Genomic DNA, 21,812 nt, shown 5'->3' with positions numbered 1-21,812 from the left:
TTACATCATCACAACATCAAACTGCTCTTGAATATAAAGAGGCTCAGCTTGAATGCGCACTTGCTTACCAATAAAGACTTCTAATTCAGCTAAGGCATGAGACTCATCACCAAGTAGCGTTTCTGCAACCGATGGTGAAGCATACACAACAAAGTTATCGGCGTCGTAAGCACGATTAACTCGAGTTATTTCACGCAAGATCTCGTAGCACACTGTTTCTACAGTTTTAACGCTGCCACGCCCTTCACAAGTAGGACAACCTGAACAAAGGATATGTTCAATACTTTCACGCGTGCGCTTACGCGTCATCTCAACCAAACCAAGCTGAGTAAAGCCATTAATGTTGGTTTTCACTCGGTCTTTCGATAACGCCGTTTCAAGCGAGGTTAGTACTCGCTTACGGTGCTCTTCTGATGCCATATCGATAAAGTCGATAATGATAATACCGCCTAGGTTACGCAGACGCAGTTGACGGGCGATAGCTTGAGTCGCTTCAACGTTAGTATTAAAGATTGTTTCTTCAAGGTTACGGCGGCCAACAAACGCACCGGTATTGATGTCGACCGTGGTCATGGCTTCCGTTTGGTCAATAATCAGGTAACCACCAGACTTGAGTTCAACTTTGCGCTCCAAAGAACGTTGGATTTCGTTCTCGGTGTCATACATATCGAAGATAGGCTTATCACCTTCGTAAAGCTCAAGCTTATCCGTTAACTCTGGCACATACTCCGAGGTAAACTCTTTTAGATTCTCGTACTCAAGGCGAGAATCGACCATGACTTTATCAAGCTCAGTGCCGACAAAATCACGCAGGATACGTTGCGCTAAACCTAGTTCACCGTACAAGGTAGAACGAGTTTTGTATTTTGAACGACGCTCCATCACTTTTTGCCACAAGCGCTTCAAGAATGCAGCGTCTTGCGACAGTTCCTTCTCATCTGCACCTTCTGCTGCAGTACGAATGATAAAGCCGCCGTGCTCATCACAGTAATGATTCACGACTTTCTTTAAACGCTCACGCTCACTTTCGCTTTCAATACGTTGAGAAACGCCAACATGGCTGGCACCAGGCATAAAGACTAAATAACGAGAAGGAAGGGTAATATCCGTTGTCAGGCGGGCACCTTTGGTACCAAGTGGATCTTTCACTACCTGAACAACAATATCCTGTCCCTGGCGAACCAATTCAGAAATATCTCGAACCTGAAATTGTTGTTTTTCGTTCTCAGCCACACATTCAGTATGAGGAACGATATCTGACGCGTGTAGGAATGCCGCCTTATCTAAGCCAATATCAACAAACGCCGCTTGCATACCAGGTAATACACGGCTTACTTTGCCTTTATAGATATTGCCAACGATACCACGACGGGATTCTCGTTCTATATGAACTTCTTGTAGCACTCCACCTTCAATCATGGCCACGCGAGTTTCACTCGGGGTCACGTTTAGCAGCAACTCTGCACTCATGTGCACACCTCAAAAACAATTATAAAAATTCTTGGAGTAGCTGGTCAGTTTCAAAAAGAGGTAAGCCCACTACGGCGTGATAACTTCCTTCTATACGAGTGACAAATCGTCCCCCGAGGCCTTGAATACCGTAACTGCCAGCTTTATCGCATGGTTCCCCTGACTGCCAATATTGTTGTATTTCTTCTTCGGTCAGGTTCTTAAACCATACATCAGTGATGACAACCACTGAACGTTGTTGTTCGGAAGACACGACACTGACTGCTGTCATGACTTGATGTTGGCGTCCAGATAGGAGATCTAGCATTCGCTTAGAATCAGCATAACTCTTGGGCTTCTCTAACACTTGGTTATCGCACACCACCACAGTATCTGAACCCAATACAATCGAATCAGGCTTAGCTAATGCTAAGCCTGCTTGGGCCTTTTCCGTAGAGAGACGCAACACGTAGTCTTTTGCCTGCTCATGATCTTGTTTTGCTTCCTCTATATCAGGAAGTACAATATCAAATTCATAACCTAACTGAGCAAGCAGTTCTTTTCTCCTCGGGGATCCCGAAGCGAGAACCAGAGACAAGCCTTTAATCAAAACGCTACCTTACGTGCCATAAACGACGAATCCGTCGCATCAACAAAAACATCCATGGCCAGAGTATACAGTTAATTGCAGCCGTCCACAGAGATAATGGATTAAATACTACGTCTTGATTCAAATATTCCCCGCAGAATATCAATACTTCTAAAAGCACAGTCAAAGCAGCAATTAATATTGACTGCTGCCACAGTGCCATATTGCGAATAACGAGAAAGTTCAGCGCAACTAGGTATATCACTATCGACATCATCATGCCGCGAATACCAAGCGTAGAGCCTATCAAAATATCCCACAATAAACCCAGCACCAAAGCTGAGCCGACATTGACACGGTTAGGTAGTGCCAGTACCCAATAACAGGTCACGAGAAACAGCCAAGAAGGTCTTAGTAAGTCCAATACCCCCGGCCAAGGGATCGTCTGCAATGTTAAAGCGACAAAAAAGCTAACACCAATGACGAGACGGCTTCGAAATACACTATTGGCCATTGCTTACCTCATGTTCTGTGTCTTCTTCTGCATTCGACTGCAAAACTTTGTGTTGTCTGTCTTCATTCGGCCAAATCAGCAGCAAGTATCTTAAGCGGTCAAACTCAACCACAGGCTCCGCTTTAATAGAAGCGAACTCTTGTCGAGTATCGTGATCGACGACTGTCACATTCGCAACGGGGTAACCTTCAGGGTAAATACCGCCTAGGCCAGAAGTAACCAATAAGTCCCCCACTTGGATATCGGTACTAGTCGGAATATGCTCTAGTTGAATTTCATCAATCTCACCATTTCCTGACGCAATGACTCGTATATCGTTACGAATCACCTGTACTGGGATGGCGTTCTTTGCATCAGTGAGTAATAGCACGCGAGCATTGTGCGCAGCAACAAACGTCACTTGACCGACAATACCTTTTTCATTGATCACTGGTTGGCCAACATATACGCCGTCGATCTTGCCTTTATCAACCACCACTTGATGACGATATGGTGAAGTATCTACCGCCATAACTTCGGTAACCACTTTCTTCTCGTCACGCACAAATGAAGACCCTAGCAGCTTGCGCAGACGTTGGTTTTCTTCTTTGTATTGGTCAAGCAAGATAAGTTCACTCTTAAGGCGTAGCACCTCGCGCTTAAGACTGCGGCTGTTTTCAAGCAACGTTTGGCGGGTATTCATGCGTTCAAACGCCCCATCAAACATGGTACGAGGCAAGTTAGCGGCATATTGAATAGGTGCCACCATACTATTAAGTAAGTATCGGACACTTGAGAATGTGTCTAGACGACTGTCAGCAAGCATTAAACTAGCAGAAACTATGACAGCAAAAAAAAGACGGAATTGCAGAGAGGGGCCTCTGCCAAAAATCGGTTTCATCTTGTTTTTGACCTGATCGCTACTATCATCATTGGCCTTTGTTTGGCAACCTTATTGCTGAGCAGAGTAGATGAGTAATCGTTTGATTCCAATCAGAAAATAAGCTTGTAGCATGAGTGGATTAATAAGAGTCGTGAACAAGAAAATGAAGCCCTGTATAGAAGGGCTTCACACTCTTACTTATTCTTCAGAGAAAAGATCGCCACCGTGCATGTCGATCATTTCTAGTGCTTTACCGCCACCACGAGCAACACACGTTAGTGGATCTTCGGCGATAACCACTGGAATACCCGTTTCTTCCATTAGGAGGCGATCGAGATCTTTCAGTAGTGCACCACCACCTGTAAGAACCATACCGTTCTCAGAGATGTCCGATGCTAGTTCTGGTGGACACTGTTCTAGTGCAACCATCACTGCTGATACGATGCCAGATAGCGGCTCTTGTAGCGCTTCTAGGATTTCGTTTGAGTTCAGGCTAAAGCTGCGTGGCACACCTTCTGCAAGGTTACGACCGCGCACTTCGATCTCTTGAACTTCATCGCCAGGGTATGCAGAACCGATTTCGTGTTTGATCTTTTCAGCCGTTGCTTCACCGATCAAACTGCCGTAGTTACGACGCACGTAGTTGATCACAGCTTCATCAAAGCGGTCACCACCGATACGTACAGAAGAAGAGTAAACCACACCGTTTAGTGAGATAACCGCAACTTCAGTTGTACCACCACCGATATCAACCACCATTGAACCTGTTGGCTCAGATACGCGCAGGCCAGCACCAATTGCCGCCGCCATTGGCTCATCAATTAGGTAAACTTCGCGCGCACCAGCACCTAGTGCAGATTCACGAATCGCACGACGCTCAACTTGAGTAGAACCACAAGGAACACAAACAAGTACGCGTGGGCTTGGTTTAAGGATGCTGTTGTCGTGCACTTGTTTAATGAAGTGCTGAAGCATTTTTTCTGTTACGTAGAAGTCAGCGATAACGCCGTCTTTCATTGGACGGATAGCTGAGATATTACCTGGCGTACGACCAAGCATTTGTTTTGCTGCATGACCGACAGCAGCAACGCTTTTTGCAGAACCTACACGATCTTGACGAATAGCAACTACAGAAGGTTCATCTAGGACAATACCCTGTCCTTTTACGTAAATTAGAGTGTTGGCAGTACCTAAATCGATAGATAGGTCGTTAGAAAACATGCCACGAAGTTTTTTAAACATACTCTTCGCTCATCCTGCAAAAATTTAGAAGACAAAAATTGTCCTAAATGTACCAATGCCTCGCTGACACAGCAAGGCATTGGAGTACAAACATGGGCTGAAACCCTCAATTTCTTGCAGATTCCTTACCTAGAGCAAATAAACGCGCCTTAATTCCCTCCAGTCAGACCCGGTTCACCTCGATAAATCACCCTATCGTTACCTCGGTTGATACCAAAAGTAACAATGGTAGATGGATTTTCTTCAGAACCATCATTATCCCAGTCATATTTGAGCCAAGGTAAACCATTTGCAGAGTCATCTAGATCCAACCAAACTTGCGATTGCTGTCGAACTTCATTCTTACAACCTTGTTTAGCCGTTAAACGCTTTCTATCAGAATTTGGAAGCATGCCATTTGTAACTTTAGCACTCAATATTTCACTATCCGATGAATCAAGAACCTGAAGGTTGATATCACAGGCAGTAATACCATCAGGACTACTCCAAATTAGCTTATCATTACCTTGCTCGACAGCAGAAACAGTTGTTCGGTTATCATTGGCACTGATAACAAATCGACTCTTGTTCCAATACTCTACTCTAAGTGGAATGCTTAGAGCCTCTCCCTGCTTTCCACCTACATCATCCAAAGCCATACGCCCATATCTAACGTCAGGTTGAGACAACAGTTGTTGATCTACAGTGCGAGATTGCTTGCCATCATTACGTTCTGTTAGAAATAGAGTAGGGTCAATATGTGCAGTCTTCGTACTCGCTGTTTTATTGAGGGACAACGAAATTGATGACTCTGTAGGACTATCTGTTGATACTTTTGAGTTAAATGGACCATCTAAATTACCCGCTTTGCTCCAATCAACAGAATTAACCCAAGTTTTACTCCAAATTGCACCAGACCAGTTTTTACTCGTTAAATCAGAGTCCAAAATGCTTAGTCGTTCAGAGTAGCCGCCAGCTAGATGCAGGTCAGCTTTCAAAGAATCGGCAAAACCGCCATAGTTCTGCGTAGCATACCCGTCAGCGTTGTACGCAGTAACTTCAAACTTAACTGACGCAAAGTTTTGCCCCATGTAAACAGAGTCATTCTGGTTATCAGGATAAGTCCACTCAGTTCCTGTCACTTTAAAATAATCAGGATAGAAGCGACCAATTGTTAACTTGCCATCTGCAATTTTAAAGGCCTTGCTGCCAAGATACAGAGATCTCCCAATATCATCGCCATTCTCATCTTTAGCGACTGGTGCCTCAGCAATAAGTTCGAAAGCACCGACTTCTGAAACCGATTGATCAAATGTCACACTGCCGTTAGACCATTTACTTGGCTCTGGTAACTTCTCATTCAGAAGTTTGGCTAATGAACCATTGGACGGGTACTTCACTTTATTACTAACAGTAATAGTCTTCTCTTGGTAGTTCTCAGCAACTGAACCGTCATCCTGCAGCGCAGAAATAGTTAGTTCAAAAACTTCACCAGCAGCAACAAACCCCGAAGAGCAGCCATTTTCACTGTTGCTGCACTCTCCACTCTTATCACCACTCCTTGCAGTTACTTTCAGTTTTGAAGGAAAACTAACGAAACTGCCGAATCCATCCGAGTCATCAACTCCTTCAACACTTGCTTTAAGTTTTACCTTTCCAGCTTCAGCATATTTCAACTTAAAGAATGCCTTGCCTTCACTATTAAAATAAACATTAGGCAGGTACTTATTAGCCCTGGTTAATTCAACAGTTGAACTCCATTCCGGAGTCTGATCTTTCACTTTTTTCTTGTAAGAAATCACAACAGGTTGAGAGCTATCGACTGGTGCTACTTCATAATCAACAGACATATTAACACCGCGAGACTCCCCCCCATCTTCTGTGCGAGTTGAGCAAAATGATAGATAATCCTCGCCGGTAGTTTCGCGGCTAGCGACTACATCATTAACATTCACCGCTAGCACATTTTGAGCAAAGGTTACATTACAATTATCAGCGGATAGTGGCCCGCCATTAATTCGACATCGCGCCCCTTCAAAGCCAAACTGTGGTACAGAACTTTGACCAATACCTAAAGTAACATTACCAGCTCTTGAACCTTGCAGTTCAAGCTGAGTTTCGTTCTCAAACTTTACATTTGTACCACCAACCCAGTTGGCAACATTATTGTCTGCAGATGGAAGTAAAGTGACAGAGAGAGGTTTTAAGCTGCCATCATCATATGCATCTCTAGGATATTGCTCAGTACAACTTTCATTCATACAAGCTCTGAGTGTGACATCTGAAGCCTGACACGTACTACCCGAGCCGGCGTAGTCGAACTCAAAATGATGAATACCGTCCGTTAATCGCGAGTACTTGTCCGCACAAACTTTGAAATTATCAATTTCATGCAAGTTCGTTGCGGCACCAGTTGATGCTGTAACTGACAAACGGAAGTTTGTTGGAGCTTGGCTAAAGTGTCCTTCTGTACGTACATCAAAGTCTGAAATAACGGTATTCCATTCCCCACGATTAACACTTCTTTCAACCTTCAACATCATATGCTGACCATCTCTTGAATTCAGAGTGATCTTATAGCGATGTAAATCGTTATGGTTGTCGATGGAACTCGAGAACTGCTTACCTTTTACATATCCGTAGCCCTTCAGCCACTTTCCTTGATTGTCTTGAGAACCCGAGCCACGAATACCAACATTGTCTGGTTTCCCCGTCCCATTTGGTCTTGTTTCTCCACCCTCTTGATAGAAATTGCCGTACTCATCAATACCTATACCTAGCCAGCCACCAGCAAACCCTTCAACATCACTGCTAACCTCACCACCATGGTATTCCTTGAGCTTCATCCCATAACCAAGGGGGCCACCAAAAGCACCAGTCTTAGGTGGCACATTTGCATCAGAGATAACTAAGGCAATACCATCACCTCCACTATAACCACCTCCGTATGCATAATGTTCAAACTCGATTTCTAAGTAGTTTTGATCTGACGGGAAAATGTAGTTATATGCAGAAGCCGTGGCTTGACGTTGTCTATTTGCATTCAGACGGAATTTATTTCCGCGAATTTCAGGATCAGTACTGTCACCGAATCCCATCACAGACCAGTTTGTAAGAGAGCCTGAGTCAAAGTCTTCAGGTGGCAACGGTTTACATTGAATAGGCTCTGGGTCAGGAACCATATCAGGACACACGACTTCAAGAGTATCGAGCGGGCAATTACCTATGGTTTGCGGCCTATTACAGTTAGGTTCATTGACACCACAGTAAATTTTTTCCTGATGAAAATCTGTCGAATACCCAGCGACTTCACCGCAAACACTAGAGTTTTTGACCGTCGCTTTATGATATGCGCGAATTGCATTTGTGTAAGCATAAACACCTAGCCTTTGATTTTCTCCAGAATTTTCTAGCTTAACTTCTGAACCTCTTGAAGTAACTTGGCCACACACTAAAGAATTTTTGATGCCAATTTGATGCAGCGCTACAAGGTTCCCATAGACAGAGTTCCCCCCTCCTGCGTTTTCAAGCTTTATTTCTTCTCCGCGGCTTTGGATGTTTCCGACAACTTTCGTTCCTTTTAAAACAACATCGTGCAATGCTTCGATATCACCGTAAATTTGATTATTCGAGTTTTCTGTTTTTACAGCTCCACCTCGACTTGTCACAGATCCACGCACTACGGTCTTCTTCAATACAACATCACCATGAGCGACCACATCACCATCAATAGTATTGCTATTTTTCTCTGTTTTTATTTGCCCTCCATCACTAGTAACGTCACCTTTGACAGTGACTTTGGAGAGTACGATATCCCTCGCCCCCCAAATATCACCATCAATAACATTCCTATTACCTTTAACTTCAATGCTATCCGTATGGCTTGTAACATTTCCTGTTACATCAGCGCCTTCAAAGTATATTTTTCCATGAGATGAATAAACAGAACCATTTATGTCGATATTATTTTTTAGTTCAACACTTCCATAAGATTCGATATTGCCAAATAGCTGAACTTGGTTGCTACCTTTAACATAGCTAGTCTTGGAAAGAATATTAATAGAGTAGGCTGAACTACCAATTACATTTTTCCCTTTAAATTCGACATCACCATATACATGGATATTCATGTGTCGATTCGACATAATTGACTGCCCTTTACTCAGGTATAATCCGTCTCGACAAACATAGTCATTATCACTGTTATAATAACCATTACACAGGTTACCTATCGACTTCATTTCTCCCTTGGTCAAAGACCAATAAGGCGTCATGTCATAGCTTTCCGCAGATATACATTTGAAAGAAAATAAGCTAATGAATATTGCGCTAAAGAGTACCTTTCTCATAACTTTAATCCTTAATCCATATCTCTTGTCTGCGTTCAACTAAATTGATCCCACTACCACATTGCACTGCCGCCTCAATCCGATAAAACACTTGATTATCAAGTTTTTTATCGCCCCCTTTGCACTCAAGACGAGCCAAGGAGCATTTCCCAAAGTCTAAATTTGTTGCGTTACCATTAACTTTGTCACGACAATTCTCTTCCACGTCTGGGGCAGAATCCCCTAAGGGATATATTTCAGTTAAAGCCCACTCAGTTGCCGATTGAGCAAGAAACCATGCCTGCGTACCAAGAAACTCTTTTGTCACAAGAGTTTGGTTTGACCAATTTATCTTGGTGATCGACGTCGCCATATAGCCCATAACAACAATGACGAATAAGCTAACAATAAGAACATTGCCTCTTTGGTGTTTGTTTCTATGGAACATTGAGTACCTGCACATCTTGTTGGTAAACGCTCACTTCATCATTTTGCTTAAAAGCGAATTTAAGGTAAACAATACCGCCGAGCTGCAAACCAGTATTGGTATAGTTAAAAGCACTTTGTGAAGATTCGATATTTTCCACCGTCACACCATTTCTTGTTAGCAGACCACTGTCACTAGGTAAGACAGGTTGTACAATACAGTAACGAATCACCGAATCGGGTTTGTACAAATAAATACGAGCAGCAATGGATTGACTTGCAAGTGGGAGAGGTAGTGCAAAGCTATAATATTGCGCATTGCCCTCGCCATCATTGGTTTGGATCGGTAAATCGCTGTCAATAGCAAAACTGTTCCATGATGTAGGCGAAGTGCCTGCAGGTGAATCAAACAAGTCTTCATAGCGCGTTGGATTAATAACGAGCCTTAAATTTTCAGCGCTTTTTATCGTTCCACCCGGAACTTGCTCGCCTGTAACAAATAGCAAGTTTGAAGTTCCAGGCTTCTCAAAGTAATACCCAGAGTTATAAGTAGGCACAAACTCCAAACATTCTGAGCCGCCGGAACTTGTTATACGGAAACTATTAGGGACTGCATGTCGAATTTCACGCGAGAGTTTTTCCAATACAAATTGAGCTTGGGTTTGAATGCGTTGCCGTGAGTTTGCATCTACAAAGCCTTTGACACCGACTTGCACATACCCTGCGATTCCTAGCACGATGATGCTACCAATAACGATAGTGACCACCATTTCGATAAGCGTAAAACCTTTACTTTCAACTCTCATCAGTAATTGCCTCTGTAAGCAAATAGAGAGAAGCTCTGTGCGTTGCCTGCATATACTTGTAATTCAATATGCTTAATTTTATCCACGTCTTCAGGCTTTTTGAATTCAACCTTCACTCGCACACGAAAGTTTTTGTATGTGTCATTGGCACTCGAGCCGATCACATCTTGCAAAGCATATTGAGGCACGCCAGCAGGGCAATCAGCTTTCGTTTCGCTAGTAAACCAGCAGCCGATATAGTCATCAACATCATTAAATGTCGAAGGGGTTGATTCACCATCATCTGCTTTTAGGTCTGAACAGTTCGGCGCACCATCTTCACCGCAACGTAGCCAACCGCCATTGATATCACTATTGTGGTCAAAATTCCGCGATAATATTTGAGACATCATACTTTGCCCCAGAGCGACCGCGCGAGATTGATAATGCGAACTAGAAGCCTCTTTTATTGGAGGGATAAGCGCAGAAGAAAAAATGGTCATAGCAACCCCCAATAAAATAATCGCAATGATCATTTCAATTAAGGTCATACCTGATTGCTCTTTAGAGAGTATTTTCATGAGCAAGTTCGCTTTTCTATGTACCCTTGGGAATTGATGTGTATCGAGCAGGTCTTGCCACTGCCATTTTCTGTAATACGAATCGTCGGTGTTGCACCACTCGGGTTGCCTAGCAAATTAAACTCAAGATCCAAACTAGGGGAAAATGACACTCCATCAGGCATTAACCAGTCACTTCTTGAATCAGCTTGAGAGGAACACGATGCTTTTGAGCCGATGCAGTTGTTCGTTACGCTTAAGATAAAATCGTTTTTATCAACGCTGCTAGTATCGCTAAGGTTGGATTGCATGCGGTTGACTTGCACCTGACGAATAACCGCTATTGCTTGATCCTGTACCGCAGCAGCAGGAATACCGGCACTTAAATAACGGCTAGCGGCATAAAGTGACATAATAGAGAGGATAACGATCACCATGACCAACTCAACAAGAGTGAATCCCGATGAAATATGGCGAGCTTTCATAGGGGCAACCTTACTTCAACAACAAGCGATTAAATTATAAGCAAAAAAAAGGAGGAATTTTGGGCAAGGATCACACTTTACTATTATTTTGTGAGTAGATTGTTAATGGTAAAAATCACTCCTCTGATTTACCCATCTCTTGTTCAATACGATCATAAGTTGCTTTATTGCTGAGGGTTTCAGAAACGTGCTCCGCGGTTTGCTTGGTTTGCTCCCACTTAGCTTCGTAAGTTTCTGGCTCAAAGCTGATAAATCTTGGCAATACCACATAACCAATCACACCTAAAATAATAAGCACAACCACAAACTCTATTGCACTAAGACCGGATGATTTACGCATATCTACCATTCCAAGATTAACCAAAATAGAGAAATAAAGGCCAGACTAGGCTGGCCTTACTTCTAACTTATTGACAATCTGTACCTTTAACAATTTCAGTTTTAGCCGGAGTATTGTCATCTGAAGCGGCGTGATATTTTACACAATTACCATCATAACCTTTTATACCATAAGTAATCGTAGTCTTAGTGGTACCGCCTTTCAAAAGCTCCCAGTCTTGTTGCAGGCCATCAACAACAAGATTTAAAGCTGCAGAAGTTGAATCTGGATATCCATGTTGAAGAGCGATTGTGCTTCCTGCATAACTAATCCCTTTATCATCTCCTTTTTCTACACCGTTAATTGCAGCCTTACCATAAACAATACCAGCAGCACCATCGATCGCCCCCTTCAAGCCTTGAATTGCAGATTCACGAGCATCATCTTGTAAGTTAAGGAAGCGTGGCGCAGCCGTTACCGCTAGGATACCTAGGATCACAATTACCACCACAAGTTCGATAAGGGTAAAACCACCTTGTCTTTTCATTGTTTCTCTCTCTTTTATGTAAACATGCAGAGTGACTGCAACGTTAAGGTCGCACGACCAGTTGTGTTATTGCTTAATTAATGCAGTAGAGCGGAACTATACTCACTAGTTAAGCGAAATCTGCGTTGATAAATTTGTACTCTATAACTGAATAATTAGCTTACAAATTTCCAATTATTGATACGAAGTTATTATACCGAATTGCTGTCTCATTTATAGCACTAAAGTGTCAAAAAACTTACTTTGCCGAATTTTCGACATCAATTTGCAAATGGTTACTGCTAAAGGTCACTAATACCAATTTATGATTTGAATACCTATATATACAAAGATATTCATCACCTTTGAGTACCCTATTAATTTCTAACAAGTTAGCCGTCATAATCTTACGTTGAGGATAATGAACCGTCAGCCAATCGTCACAATCCAACTGTTCACGATCATCAAGTGGTAACACTAACCCTGCTTCAGTCATTAACAACACTGAACCATCAACCTCGATAGAATCTGGTTCACCTCTCATCAACCATATACTTCGATAGCGATTGACACTGTCTAACATCCAGTTTTTGGCTAAATTTGCTCCGGTATTATCTAACTCTTTTTGCAGAGGTGTTAAGCTCTCTAACAGTACGACTAACACCACAACGACAAGAGTCCCCCACAATATAAGCCTTGCACTTGCTCGGTTTTCAATCACACTTTAGCCTTTGATTATATCGAGCATCCCCCACATAGGAAGGAAGATACCCAAGGCTAAGACCATAACCATACCTGCAACAATCACCAAAAGTAATGGCTCTATTCGTGCCGTTAGGGTTTTAAGATCATAATCTACTTCTCGGTCATAAAAGTCTGCGACTTCGAGCAATAATTCATCAATTCGACCCGTTTCTTCGCCGACAGCAATCATCTGAATGACCAGTGGTGTAAAAATTTTACTGTTCACTGCCGTCACAGAAATGGTGCTACCCGCTTCAATGGAAGACTTCATCTCTATTATTCGGTTCTCAAGAAACTTATTGCCTAACGCCTCACCGGCCAAAGCTAATGATTGATTCAGCGGCACGCCGGACTTAAGCATCAATGAAAATGTTCGAGAAAAACGAGAAAGCTGAGCGCGATTCACGATATCACCGACAATTGGGACTCTCAGTCGAAACTTATCAAATTTTTCTCGTCCATCTGCGGTAGCGATCCAAGCACGAAAGAGCAAGAAAGCTCCTATCATCAGAACGAGCAGCAGTCCCCAATAGTGAACAAAGAAATTAGACGTTGCGATCAGTACACGTGTTGGGAGTGGCAGCTCAACACCGAAGCGAGTGAACATGCCCGCAAACTCCGGGATAACAAAAATGTTCAAAATGAACATCGCAATAGTAATGAAGACAATGACAAACGTCGGGTAGCGCATTGCCGCTTTAATACGCTTACGAGTCTCTAACTCTTGTTCGTAGTAATTGGCTAGCTGCAATAAGGCTTGGTCTAAACGACCGGTGTTCTCACCGACGTTAATCATTGAAACAAATAAAGGACTGAACACTTTACTGTGTGGCTGCATTGCAGCAGATAGCCCACGGCCATTACTAAGCTCAGAGACCACATCTTCAAGCGCGTCTTTTAATTGCTGGTTTTCACAGTTTTGCAATAGACCACGCATAGAGCGCAGCAGTGGGACCCCCGCTTTAGTTAAGCTGAATAACTGACGACAAAACAGAATAATGACTTCAAGGGGGATCGCTGGTACAAGCAATTTAGATAAGCTAAAGCTACTTGCGTTGGATTCCTTTCTTAACTGAATATGTAAAGGAATAACCCCTTTATTCATTAGCGCTTGCGCAGCGGCCTCTTCATTAACGGCATCAATCTTACCCTTGGTCGCGGATCCGGTCAGTGTTCGACCTTGATAACTGAATGTTGGCATCTAATCACCTACATTAAGATTGCATCTGCTTTACCAGATGAATCGCCTTCACCCAGCGCCATAACTTCATCAAGGCTAACGATGCCTTGCAAAGCCAGCTCCATAGCGGAAGCTAATAGTGGCTTATAGGATGCGGATTGACGCGCCGCTTGTGCAAAACCTACCGCATCGTTCGCACGTAACTTATCCATCATCTCGTGTTCTAATTCCAACATTTCAAACACGCCAATTCGGCCTCGATAGCCGGTTAAGTTACAGTTCTGACACCCTTTCCCTTTATGAAATACAGCATTAGATTGATTTGGGAAACGACCTGATAGCCACTGCTGTCGAGACTCACCGACAACATCTTCAGTCTTGCAATCAGGACAAACCCGGCGAACCAATCGTTGAGCAACAACCGCACGAACTGCACTTGCAACAAGATAGCCAGGTGCTCCCATATCTATCATTCGTAAAGCACTGTCTACAGCATCATTGGTATGCAGCGTACTCAAAACTAAGTGGCCTGTTAACGCGGCACGCAAACCAATCTCTACCGTTTCTTGGTCTCGCATCTCACCAACTAAGATGATGTCTGGGTCTTGACGAAGGAAAGTACGGAGTACCCGTGAGAAAGTAAGATCAATCTTACTATTGATCTGTACTTGTGTAATGCGTGGTAAGCGGTACTCCACAGGATCTTCTGCAGTAATGATCTTCTTACCCGGTTCGTTCAACTCACTTAATGCACCGTATAGCGTCGTCGTTTTACCCGACCCCGTGGGGCCAGTCACTAATATCATGCCATGTGGGCGAGACAACTGACGGCGCAAGCGAGCAAGTAAATCAGCAGGTAAGCCCGAATCTTCTAGTTTTCGTAGGCCTGAAGACTGGTTAAGCAAACGCATTACTACGGATTCGCCATATTGCGTTGGCAGCGTCGACATACGAATATCGATGGATTGACCTCGAACCTTAATGTTAAAGCGACCATCTTGCGGCAAACGCTTTTCAGAAATATCGAGGTGTGCCATCAGTTTAAGGCGTAAAACTAAGGCTGATGCCACATTGACTTCATTTAGGATGGTTTCATGCAAAACACCATCAACACGCTGACGGAGACGAAGCACTTTATCATCTGGTTCAATATGGATATCAGATGCTCCTACCTGCACGGCATCCTCAAACATTGAGTTAACCAGCTTAACAACCGTAACCTCTTCGCTTTCAGTCTCTTCAATCCCATAATCAAATACATCAACATCTTGATGTTCAGCTTGGAGCTGCTCAGCGAATGAAGCGATTTCCTTAGTTCGGCGATAATAGCGGTCAAAGCTCTCCACCAGTTGTCGCTCAGAAGCAATAATAAACTCTAGAGCGTACTCACCGAGCAAGTTCATTAGCGATTCCTGGGTGAACAAGTCCGCAGGATCGCTCATGGCAACTCTTAACGTATCACCGTTTTGTGCAACCACCATGGCACGTAGACGACGAGCATGAACCTCCGGTAAAAGTTGCACCGCATCGGCATCAATAGGTGCACGACTTAAATCAATGAGCGGTAAACCCAGCTGCTGGGAAAGGAAGTTCAGCATTTGCTTTTCAGAAATAAACCCCAAAGCAATCAGGGCATCACCTAACTTTTGCCCTGTATCATGTTGGCTGGCAAGAGCTTGCTGCACTTGCTCTTCTGTGACAATGCCTTCTTCAACAAGCAGGTCACCAAGACGCTTCCTTAATTGAATTTTCATTCTGCTCCCTCCAGCTGCTTCAAGATACTCAGTCTATCTCTAATAAATGCTTGAGATTGATTAGACACGCCCACTTTTCCTAATGCTTGCTGGTAGGAATAGACCGCTGCTTTGATTTGGACTTTACGTTCTTGCTGAATGGCTAACCCAAGCCACCAACGGGCATTCTCAGGCTCTCTTTGCGTTAAAAGCTGATAACTTTCTAACGCAAATTCCGTTTGTTTCTGCTTTTGAGCCAAAGCAGCTCGCATTGCCAAATAATCTCGAGTTGGGTTATCTGGCATAAAAACTAATGGGCTCAATGCCGCTTCAGGCTGGTTTGCTTTCACTAACAACTTGGATAATGCAAGTCTTAGTGGCTGGTTATCATTGTCCAACTTAATACCAGCCTGAAGGATCTCGTACGCTTTTCTGGTATCACTTTTACCAAAATATAATGCCGCTAGTTTTTGTCTCGCTTCAATATTCGATGGCTCATAACGCAGCGCCTCTGCATAAGCGGTCATTGCCTCCTGCATATCATTTGAATCCATTGCTTTACCGGCTCGGTTCATAGCTTTATCAGCAAGTTGTTGATGGCTTAGCTCCACCTGCTCAATATGCATCGAGCTCGCTTCATCAACGACTTCTAGCGGCTCACTGTGCAGCGTCGCTGGTTCTGCTATTGATTGATTATCTTCTGCCACCACTTTTTTAGGCGTTGAAGCAAGAGGTTGAGGAGAATAAATTTCTTCGGTCGCTATCTGCTCTGATTGATTAGAACGAACATGAGCCACTTCAATGTTTTTTGTTGCAACAACTTGCTGTAATTGAGGCGTTGTTTTGGTTGTTGGAGAGCTAGCATCTACATTTGCCACCTTTTTAGCCACAATATCAGCCCCTGCTAATGCCACTTCATTAACGTTGTCCGGCGTAGGCGCTTGAGAGACGGCCCACCCTCCGATAGCCAAACTCATAGAAAAGCCCGCGATTAACCATAGCCAGGGCTTTCTGTTAGCAACAACCGGAACTTCCGCTCTTGATAGCTCAGGTTTATGCTCCTTCTCTGCTAGTTCAGATAAAGCTTTGTTAATTGCACTCAAGATCGGCTCCATCCCCAGAATATCGGGGTCTTAAACTTTGGTTTACAGGCATCAAGGGTGTCATGCATTGCCGCGTAAACGTGTTGATTCTTAATTAATGTACAGCGATCATTAAACGCCGTGAGTAATGATTTATGGCAAATCTGATTAATTAGCCTAGGAACCCCAGAAGCAGAGCGCCATATTGCTTTTTTCTGCTCAATGCTAAAAATGTGCGCCCCATTTCCCGCTTTATTAAGTCGGTTATCCATATAGGCAACGCCTTCATCTAAGTTGAGAGTACGTAATTCACAATTGAATGTGATGCGCTGTCGGAACTGCCGCAAATTGTGACTTAACAGGCGCTCCTCAAGTTCAGGCTGACCAAACAAAACTAACTGGAGTAGTTTGTCTTTCTCGGTCTCTAGATTCCCAAATAGGCGCAAAGTTTCTAATGCTTCAAAAGAAAGTGCTTGAGCTTCATCAACAATTAAGACGGTTCTTTTTCCTACTGAGCGAATACAGATCAATCGTTCTTGAATAAGCTCCACAACATTTAGCGGGTCAGCATTTTTAATTCCAAGCTCTCTAGCCACCGCTAGTTGCAATTGAGCCCCTGTAAGCGCAGGGTTTGGCAAGTAAATCAGCTCGGCATCATCTTCAATTTGCTCAATCAGCTTTCGACAAACCATGGTTTTGCCTGTTCCCACTTCCCCAACCACTTTGATGACACCTTCTCCCATATGAATCGCTGCGATGATGGTTTGAATGGATTCATAATGAGGCGCTAACCCCAAAAACAGTTCTGTATTTGGGGTTAGTGAAAATGGTTGTAAGCGAAAACCAAAATGCGATAGATACATACGCTTATCAGCCCACTAGTTTAAGTGTTGACTGCATTACTGCGAATCAGGGAACCACTCTTGCAGCAAGTCACGCGAGCGCTCTAGTTCTTTCTGCCATGAGTTAACGCCAACGACCGTTGGTTTTAACAGAATAACGAGCTCCGTTTTTTGAGTGACGTCTGCCGTATTCCTAAACAAATGTCCCAGTGCAGGTATATCACCCAAGAATGGGACCTTTGATGTTTGATTCACGTTTTGTTGTTTCATCAAACCGCCAATCACCACAACATCACCACTTTTCGCTCTAATTACAGAGTCAGACTCACGGACCGAACTTTTTGCCAATGGTAGCTGAACATTTTGGAAATCACCGCCTAAATTGAGCGTTTTTAACTCTTCTTGAACTTCGATAACCGCAGGGTGAACATGTAAGAACACGCTACCTTTATCATCAATCTGAGGTGTTACGTCTAGAGAAATACCTGAAAAGAATGGCGTTAACTCCACTTCAGGAACCGCATTAGAATTCTCTCCATTTCCTGCATTACTAGATAATTGAGTCACAAAGTATTCATCCGAACCTACTTTTATCACCGATTTCTGATTGTTGGCTGCTGTAATTCTCGGGCTAGAAAGGACATTCAAATCCCCTTGTGTCGACATAAAGCTCAGAACTGCATCAAAGTTGCCATCTGAGATGGTGATATTAGTTTGACCACCGAGAAGCGTGCCGATAGCATCTAGTCCAGGTAGAGTTGGGATAGGTACACCAGCACCTGGAAGGGTTCCATCCGGATATGGGCGTCCAATCGAAATACTGCCAGATCCTCCAATTGAAGCTGATATATTTGACCAGTTGATACCTTGCTGATAACCATCACTCAAAGTCACTTCCAGAATCTTGGCTTCTAGAATAACTTGGCGTTGCATGCGTTGTTGAGAAACACCAAGGAACTCTCTCACTTCTCGGATATCATCAGGAAAAGCTCGTACAGTAATAACACTCGCTTGAGGCGTAACAACGACACTCTGACCATTTCCGGAGCCTATGAGACTTGCTACAGCTTGCTGTAATGCAGGCCAAAAATCACTTTCCGTCAACGTTTCAATGCGCGTACCGCCATTCGCAACAGTCGAGCTATCACTGCTTGAATCAGAATTTGAACTAGATTCGTCTGAATTGCTACCGGAGCTAGATGTACCTGCAGATGCTACAGAACCAGTAACTATACTAGTCAATGAGCGGCCAGAGCGCTTAAACTGCAAATAGTCGACAGGAATCGTCACCGTCCGCATACCCGCGGGATACACCTGTAAAACCTTGCCAGATTTGACCACATCATAGCCATACATGTTTTGCACGACATTCAGCACTTCATCAAGCGTCACATCCGTTAAGTTAACAGTAATTTTTCCTCTTACTGCAGGATGAATAGCTACGCTATACTCAGTCCCCTTTACGAGAGAAGCAAAGAAGCTTCTGGCTTCCACTGCATTAGCTTGAATTCGAAAGCGTTTTACCATGCCTTCAGAACCAGAAGCACTCGATTCAAGATCTGGCATCAAATCAGCTTCAACGGAAGAAGGGATTTCATCAAGCTGTCTGCTATTTGACTCGTTGATTGACTCGTTAAGAGCTTGCTTTACTTCTACCGGGTCTCTATGCCCCATAGAGCATCCTGCCAACGAAGCAACCACCACTGCTATCACTAATTTACGCATATCTGTTTAGGCTCTGATTTTTATTGTTTTACATTTAAACGAAAAAGCTCGAGTTTCCAGTCTCGGTCACCACGCTTTAAAGTCACATATTCACTATTAATACTGGCAATACGGTAGCCATTTAAAGAATGCCCTTGCTCTACTATCTTATTATTCATAATGGCAATACATGGCATATCTGGCTTACACACAATACTATTTAGTGTTGGCAATCGATACTTCCGTTTTACTGTTGAATTAGCTTGAGTTGGTTTCTCCCAGCCTAGAGGTGCCGTAGGGTCTTGTTCAGCGGCACAAATGCTCGGCGCACTAATAGAACCGATAATCATCGCTAGAACTATTTTTTTATCCACCGATAAACTCCTCTTGAGAGCCCAAAGTGTATACTTCCAATACCAAATTAGCCTTTGGGTAATCCTCCACTTGGTAAGTGAAGTTGCGCCAATAATAACTCACCGGAAGTTGTTCAAGCTTCTTTAAATAATTAGCAATCGAAAAGTAATCACCGCTCAATTCTAGGCGCACAGGGTGCACGTAATACCCCGAGTACTGCGCCGCCTCTTTATCAGACGTAATTGGCTCCGCTTTCAATGTATTCAAGCTGATCAAATGCACACCTGATTGCTGCTCTAAAACACTTTGTAGCAGCTCTGCCATTTGAGAAGGTGTAATCAAGTGCTCAATGATTTGAGACAATTGCATTGATAAGTGCTGACTCTCTGATAGTAATTGGGCAATAGCTTGATCAACTTCAGCATTGGGATCTTTCTTCAATTGAGCTTGAACACGTAACGTTTCAATTTCAATCTGTTGATTACTCTGCTTTTGGGTATTTAGTTGCCTATTGCTGCTATTTACACTATCTAACTTCGGCTCTAATACCATAGTAAACAGCAACATAACTATCGTCACGAATCCACAAGCAGCAATTAGCCCTTTCTCTCGTACGCTTAATTCGTCAAAGCGCTCTTCTAATGAAGACCAAACATCATTCATTCTTGTGTCTCCTTGCGAGTACTCAACTCAAATGTCACTACCCCTTTCTCGGTACGACCTATCGCAACATCATCAAAGGTGCGCCCTACCAAGCTAATCTCATTCTTGAATTGCCCCACCCAATCAGGTACAGCTCGAGGTGTCCTTGCGAGACCTTTTATATCAAGTTGCTCTTGGGCAATATGAATGCCTGAAATAGAGATGTTGTTATTACTTAACTTCGCAAGAGAAGTCATAACACCTGAATAACCAATGCGCTGTGAATCATCATACTTGCCTACAGCAGTTAGTGAATCTCGCTTAGCTTGAACCTCTTTTTCGAGACGAGCTTGCGCAGCTAACTTGTTAGCATCAGGCTTAAGCTTTCTCAATTGAGCGTTATAACGGTCTAGTTCTGATTTAAGAATGTCACCCTTACTTTTAGCGATATTTATTTGGTCATCAACTCCTTGATATTGCCAACTGACATAGCCATATGACAGCACAATAACCAACGCTGCTGTCACCCAAGATATCGCAACATTTTTAAGAGTAAGCAGCCTCTTTTTAGGCTTCAGGTAGCTAGGAAATAAGTTAACTCGCCACTCAGAGACAAGTGATGCCGTATCCGCTAAGACATGACCTGATAGCTCATGCGCTTCTCCAATTAAGGCTGATACTTTGGTGCTAATTCGGTAATTTAGAGACTGTGATAGTTCGCTTTCATCCTCTTCATCACAACATACTTTGAGCTGATGTAGCTGCACATTGCGAACCTGTGAAGATAAATAGTCAATGGAGCGTTGAAGCTCTAGTGACAAACTATCCATCTGTAAATCAGTAGATGGCACCCCCGTCAACGGTGATGTCACACTTCTTATCGTGCGGTTAAACATCATTGTATGTTCAACAAAGGCGCTGATTCTAAAGTGCCCCTTGCATGAACGTTGCAGCAGTAGAAAATTACCCAATTCCCCTGATGCTCTTCCCCACACTTCATCTTCAGGAACGATGGTGTTAAGTGACAACTGATAGCGTTCAGAAAGCAACATTAGTTTATCTAATATCTTTCTTGGCAACACATAAGTTTGAACTTTCGTCGAGTTGGGTAACTCCACAGCATCAGCAACGATGTCAATCGCTCGTTCTGATATCAGCTCCTTTAATAAGAATGGCAAGGCTGATGGCCACTCTTGGCGAGGCATAGATGGCTTATCAATCTGATAGACCTGATAGAAATTGTGTGACAAGACAACTGTCAGTGAGTCATAAGAGCTAGCAGCAACACTTAAAGCCTGTTCGCACGATTTCTCCCAATTTCCATCAGAGATATCAAATCTGGCTGGGCTAGCACTTTTTGCTGACGCGGATAAATAAACAGCATCAGGCTGTATCACCATAAAGCAGGCTCTTCCACCAGCAGAAGAACCAGTAATTCTATTGAGTAATCCGTGTAGTCTTTTCATT

21 protein-coding genes are annotated in these 21,812 nt (G+C 43.3%); all 21 read right to left on the bottom strand.

What is annotated here, in order from left to right; genetic code table 11:
- On the bottom strand, positions 1-1,470 hold the full coding sequence (rng, locus tag BSZ04_RS10065) for a ribonuclease G (RefSeq protein WP_071236282.1): 1,470 nt from the start codon (positions 1,468-1,470) through the stop codon (positions 1-3).
- A gap of 19 nt (positions 1,471-1,489) precedes the next feature.
- Positions 1,490-2,059: a Maf family protein gene (locus tag BSZ04_RS10060; RefSeq protein ID WP_010450474.1), complete on the bottom strand. Its 570-nt coding sequence runs from the start codon at positions 2,057-2,059 to the stop codon at positions 1,490-1,492.
- Positions 2,060-2,063: 4 nt separating this feature from the next.
- A complete protein-coding gene (mreD, locus tag BSZ04_RS10055) occupies positions 2,064-2,552 on the bottom strand; it encodes a rod shape-determining protein MreD (protein WP_088880334.1) in 489 nt (162 codons plus the stop codon).
- Positions 2,542-3,432, bottom strand: a complete 891-nt coding sequence (mreC, locus tag BSZ04_RS10050; RefSeq protein ID WP_088880333.1) for a rod shape-determining protein MreC — start codon at positions 3,430-3,432, stop codon at positions 2,542-2,544. Before mreC ends, mreD begins: the two co-directional genes overlap by 11 nt.
- 180 nt (positions 3,433-3,612) lie before the next feature.
- Positions 3,613-4,656, bottom strand: a complete 1,044-nt coding sequence (locus BSZ04_RS10045) for a rod shape-determining protein (RefSeq protein WP_005381144.1) — start codon at positions 4,654-4,656, stop codon at positions 3,613-3,615.
- A 149-nt stretch (positions 4,657-4,805) separates the two neighbouring features.
- Positions 4,806-8,984 carry a DUF6701 domain-containing protein gene (locus tag BSZ04_RS10040; protein ID WP_197697132.1) on the bottom strand — a complete coding sequence of 1,393 codons (4,179 nt, stop codon included), beginning with the start codon at positions 8,982-8,984 and terminating at the stop codon, positions 4,806-4,808.
- Between the two features lie 4 nt (positions 8,985-8,988).
- Positions 8,989-9,411: an MSHA biogenesis protein MshP gene (locus tag BSZ04_RS10035; RefSeq protein WP_088880332.1), complete on the bottom strand. Its 423-nt coding sequence runs from the start codon at positions 9,409-9,411 to the stop codon at positions 8,989-8,991.
- Complete coding sequence (locus tag BSZ04_RS10030) at positions 9,401-10,195, bottom strand: PilW family protein (protein ID WP_088880331.1); 795 nt, start codon at positions 10,193-10,195, stop codon at positions 9,401-9,403. The genes BSZ04_RS10035 and BSZ04_RS10030 overlap by 11 nt, the downstream gene beginning before the upstream one ends.
- The gene (locus tag BSZ04_RS10025; RefSeq protein ID WP_088880330.1) at positions 10,195-10,755 is read right to left on the bottom strand and encodes a prepilin-type N-terminal cleavage/methylation domain-containing protein; all 561 of its coding nucleotides are present in this window, start codon (positions 10,753-10,755) and stop codon (positions 10,195-10,197) included. Before BSZ04_RS10025 ends, BSZ04_RS10030 begins: the two co-directional genes overlap by 1 nt.
- Positions 10,752-11,219, bottom strand: a complete 468-nt coding sequence (locus BSZ04_RS10020; protein ID WP_088880329.1) for a type II secretion system protein — start codon at positions 11,217-11,219, stop codon at positions 10,752-10,754. Before BSZ04_RS10020 ends, BSZ04_RS10025 begins: the two co-directional genes overlap by 4 nt.
- Before the next feature lie 115 nt (positions 11,220-11,334).
- Positions 11,335-11,559 carry a type II secretion system protein gene (locus BSZ04_RS10015; protein ID WP_162531055.1) on the bottom strand — a complete coding sequence of 75 codons (225 nt, stop codon included), beginning with the start codon at positions 11,557-11,559 and terminating at the stop codon, positions 11,335-11,337.
- 67 nt (positions 11,560-11,626) lie between these two features.
- Positions 11,627-12,085 (bottom strand): type II secretion system protein, encoded by a 459-nt coding sequence (locus BSZ04_RS10010; protein ID WP_088880327.1) that lies wholly within the window; start codon positions 12,083-12,085, stop codon positions 11,627-11,629.
- Positions 12,086-12,323: 238 nt separating this feature from the next.
- Positions 12,324-12,785, bottom strand: a complete 462-nt coding sequence (locus tag BSZ04_RS10005) for an MSHA biogenesis protein MshF (protein ID WP_088880326.1) — start codon at positions 12,783-12,785, stop codon at positions 12,324-12,326.
- Positions 12,786-12,788: 3 nt separating this feature from the next.
- The gene (locus tag BSZ04_RS10000; RefSeq protein ID WP_088880325.1) at positions 12,789-14,009 is read right to left on the bottom strand and encodes a type II secretion system F family protein; all 1,221 of its coding nucleotides are present in this window, start codon (positions 14,007-14,009) and stop codon (positions 12,789-12,791) included.
- An 8-nt stretch (positions 14,010-14,017) separates the two neighbouring features.
- Positions 14,018-15,742 (bottom strand): MSHA fimbrial ATPase MshE, encoded by a 1,725-nt coding sequence (locus tag BSZ04_RS09995; protein WP_088880324.1) that lies wholly within the window; start codon positions 15,740-15,742, stop codon positions 14,018-14,020.
- The gene (locus BSZ04_RS09990; protein WP_088880323.1) at positions 15,739-16,836 is read right to left on the bottom strand and encodes a tetratricopeptide repeat protein; all 1,098 of its coding nucleotides are present in this window, start codon (positions 16,834-16,836) and stop codon (positions 15,739-15,741) included. Before BSZ04_RS09990 ends, BSZ04_RS09995 begins: the two co-directional genes overlap by 4 nt.
- On the bottom strand, positions 16,821-17,666 hold the full coding sequence (locus BSZ04_RS09985; RefSeq protein WP_071236274.1) for an ExeA family protein: 846 nt from the start codon (positions 17,664-17,666) through the stop codon (positions 16,821-16,823). Before BSZ04_RS09985 ends, BSZ04_RS09990 begins: the two co-directional genes overlap by 16 nt.
- Positions 17,667-17,702: 36 nt before the next feature.
- A complete protein-coding gene (gene mshL / locus BSZ04_RS09980) occupies positions 17,703-19,370 on the bottom strand; it encodes a pilus (MSHA type) biogenesis protein MshL (protein WP_029561039.1) in 1,668 nt (555 codons plus the stop codon).
- Between the two features lie 20 nt (positions 19,371-19,390).
- Positions 19,391-19,699: an MSHA biogenesis protein MshK gene (locus BSZ04_RS09975; protein WP_409582229.1), complete on the bottom strand. Its 309-nt coding sequence runs from the start codon at positions 19,697-19,699 to the stop codon at positions 19,391-19,393.
- A gap of 16 nt (positions 19,700-19,715) precedes the next feature.
- Positions 19,716-20,366: a type II secretion system protein GspM gene (gene gspM, locus BSZ04_RS09970; protein WP_088880321.1), complete on the bottom strand. Its 651-nt coding sequence runs from the start codon at positions 20,364-20,366 to the stop codon at positions 19,716-19,718.
- The gene (locus tag BSZ04_RS09965; RefSeq protein ID WP_088880320.1) at positions 20,363-21,811 is read right to left on the bottom strand and encodes a PilN domain-containing protein; all 1,449 of its coding nucleotides are present in this window, start codon (positions 21,809-21,811) and stop codon (positions 20,363-20,365) included. Before BSZ04_RS09965 ends, gspM begins: the two co-directional genes overlap by 4 nt.
- Position 21,812: the final 1 nt, after the last annotated feature.

Origin of the sequence: Vibrio rotiferianus (genome assembly GCF_002214395.1) — a bacterium.
Lineage (GTDB): Bacteria > Pseudomonadota > Gammaproteobacteria > Enterobacterales > Vibrionaceae > Vibrio > Vibrio rotiferianus.
The sequence above is the reverse complement of the archived record's forward strand: the minus strand, read 5'-3'. Positions and strand labels throughout refer to the sequence as shown.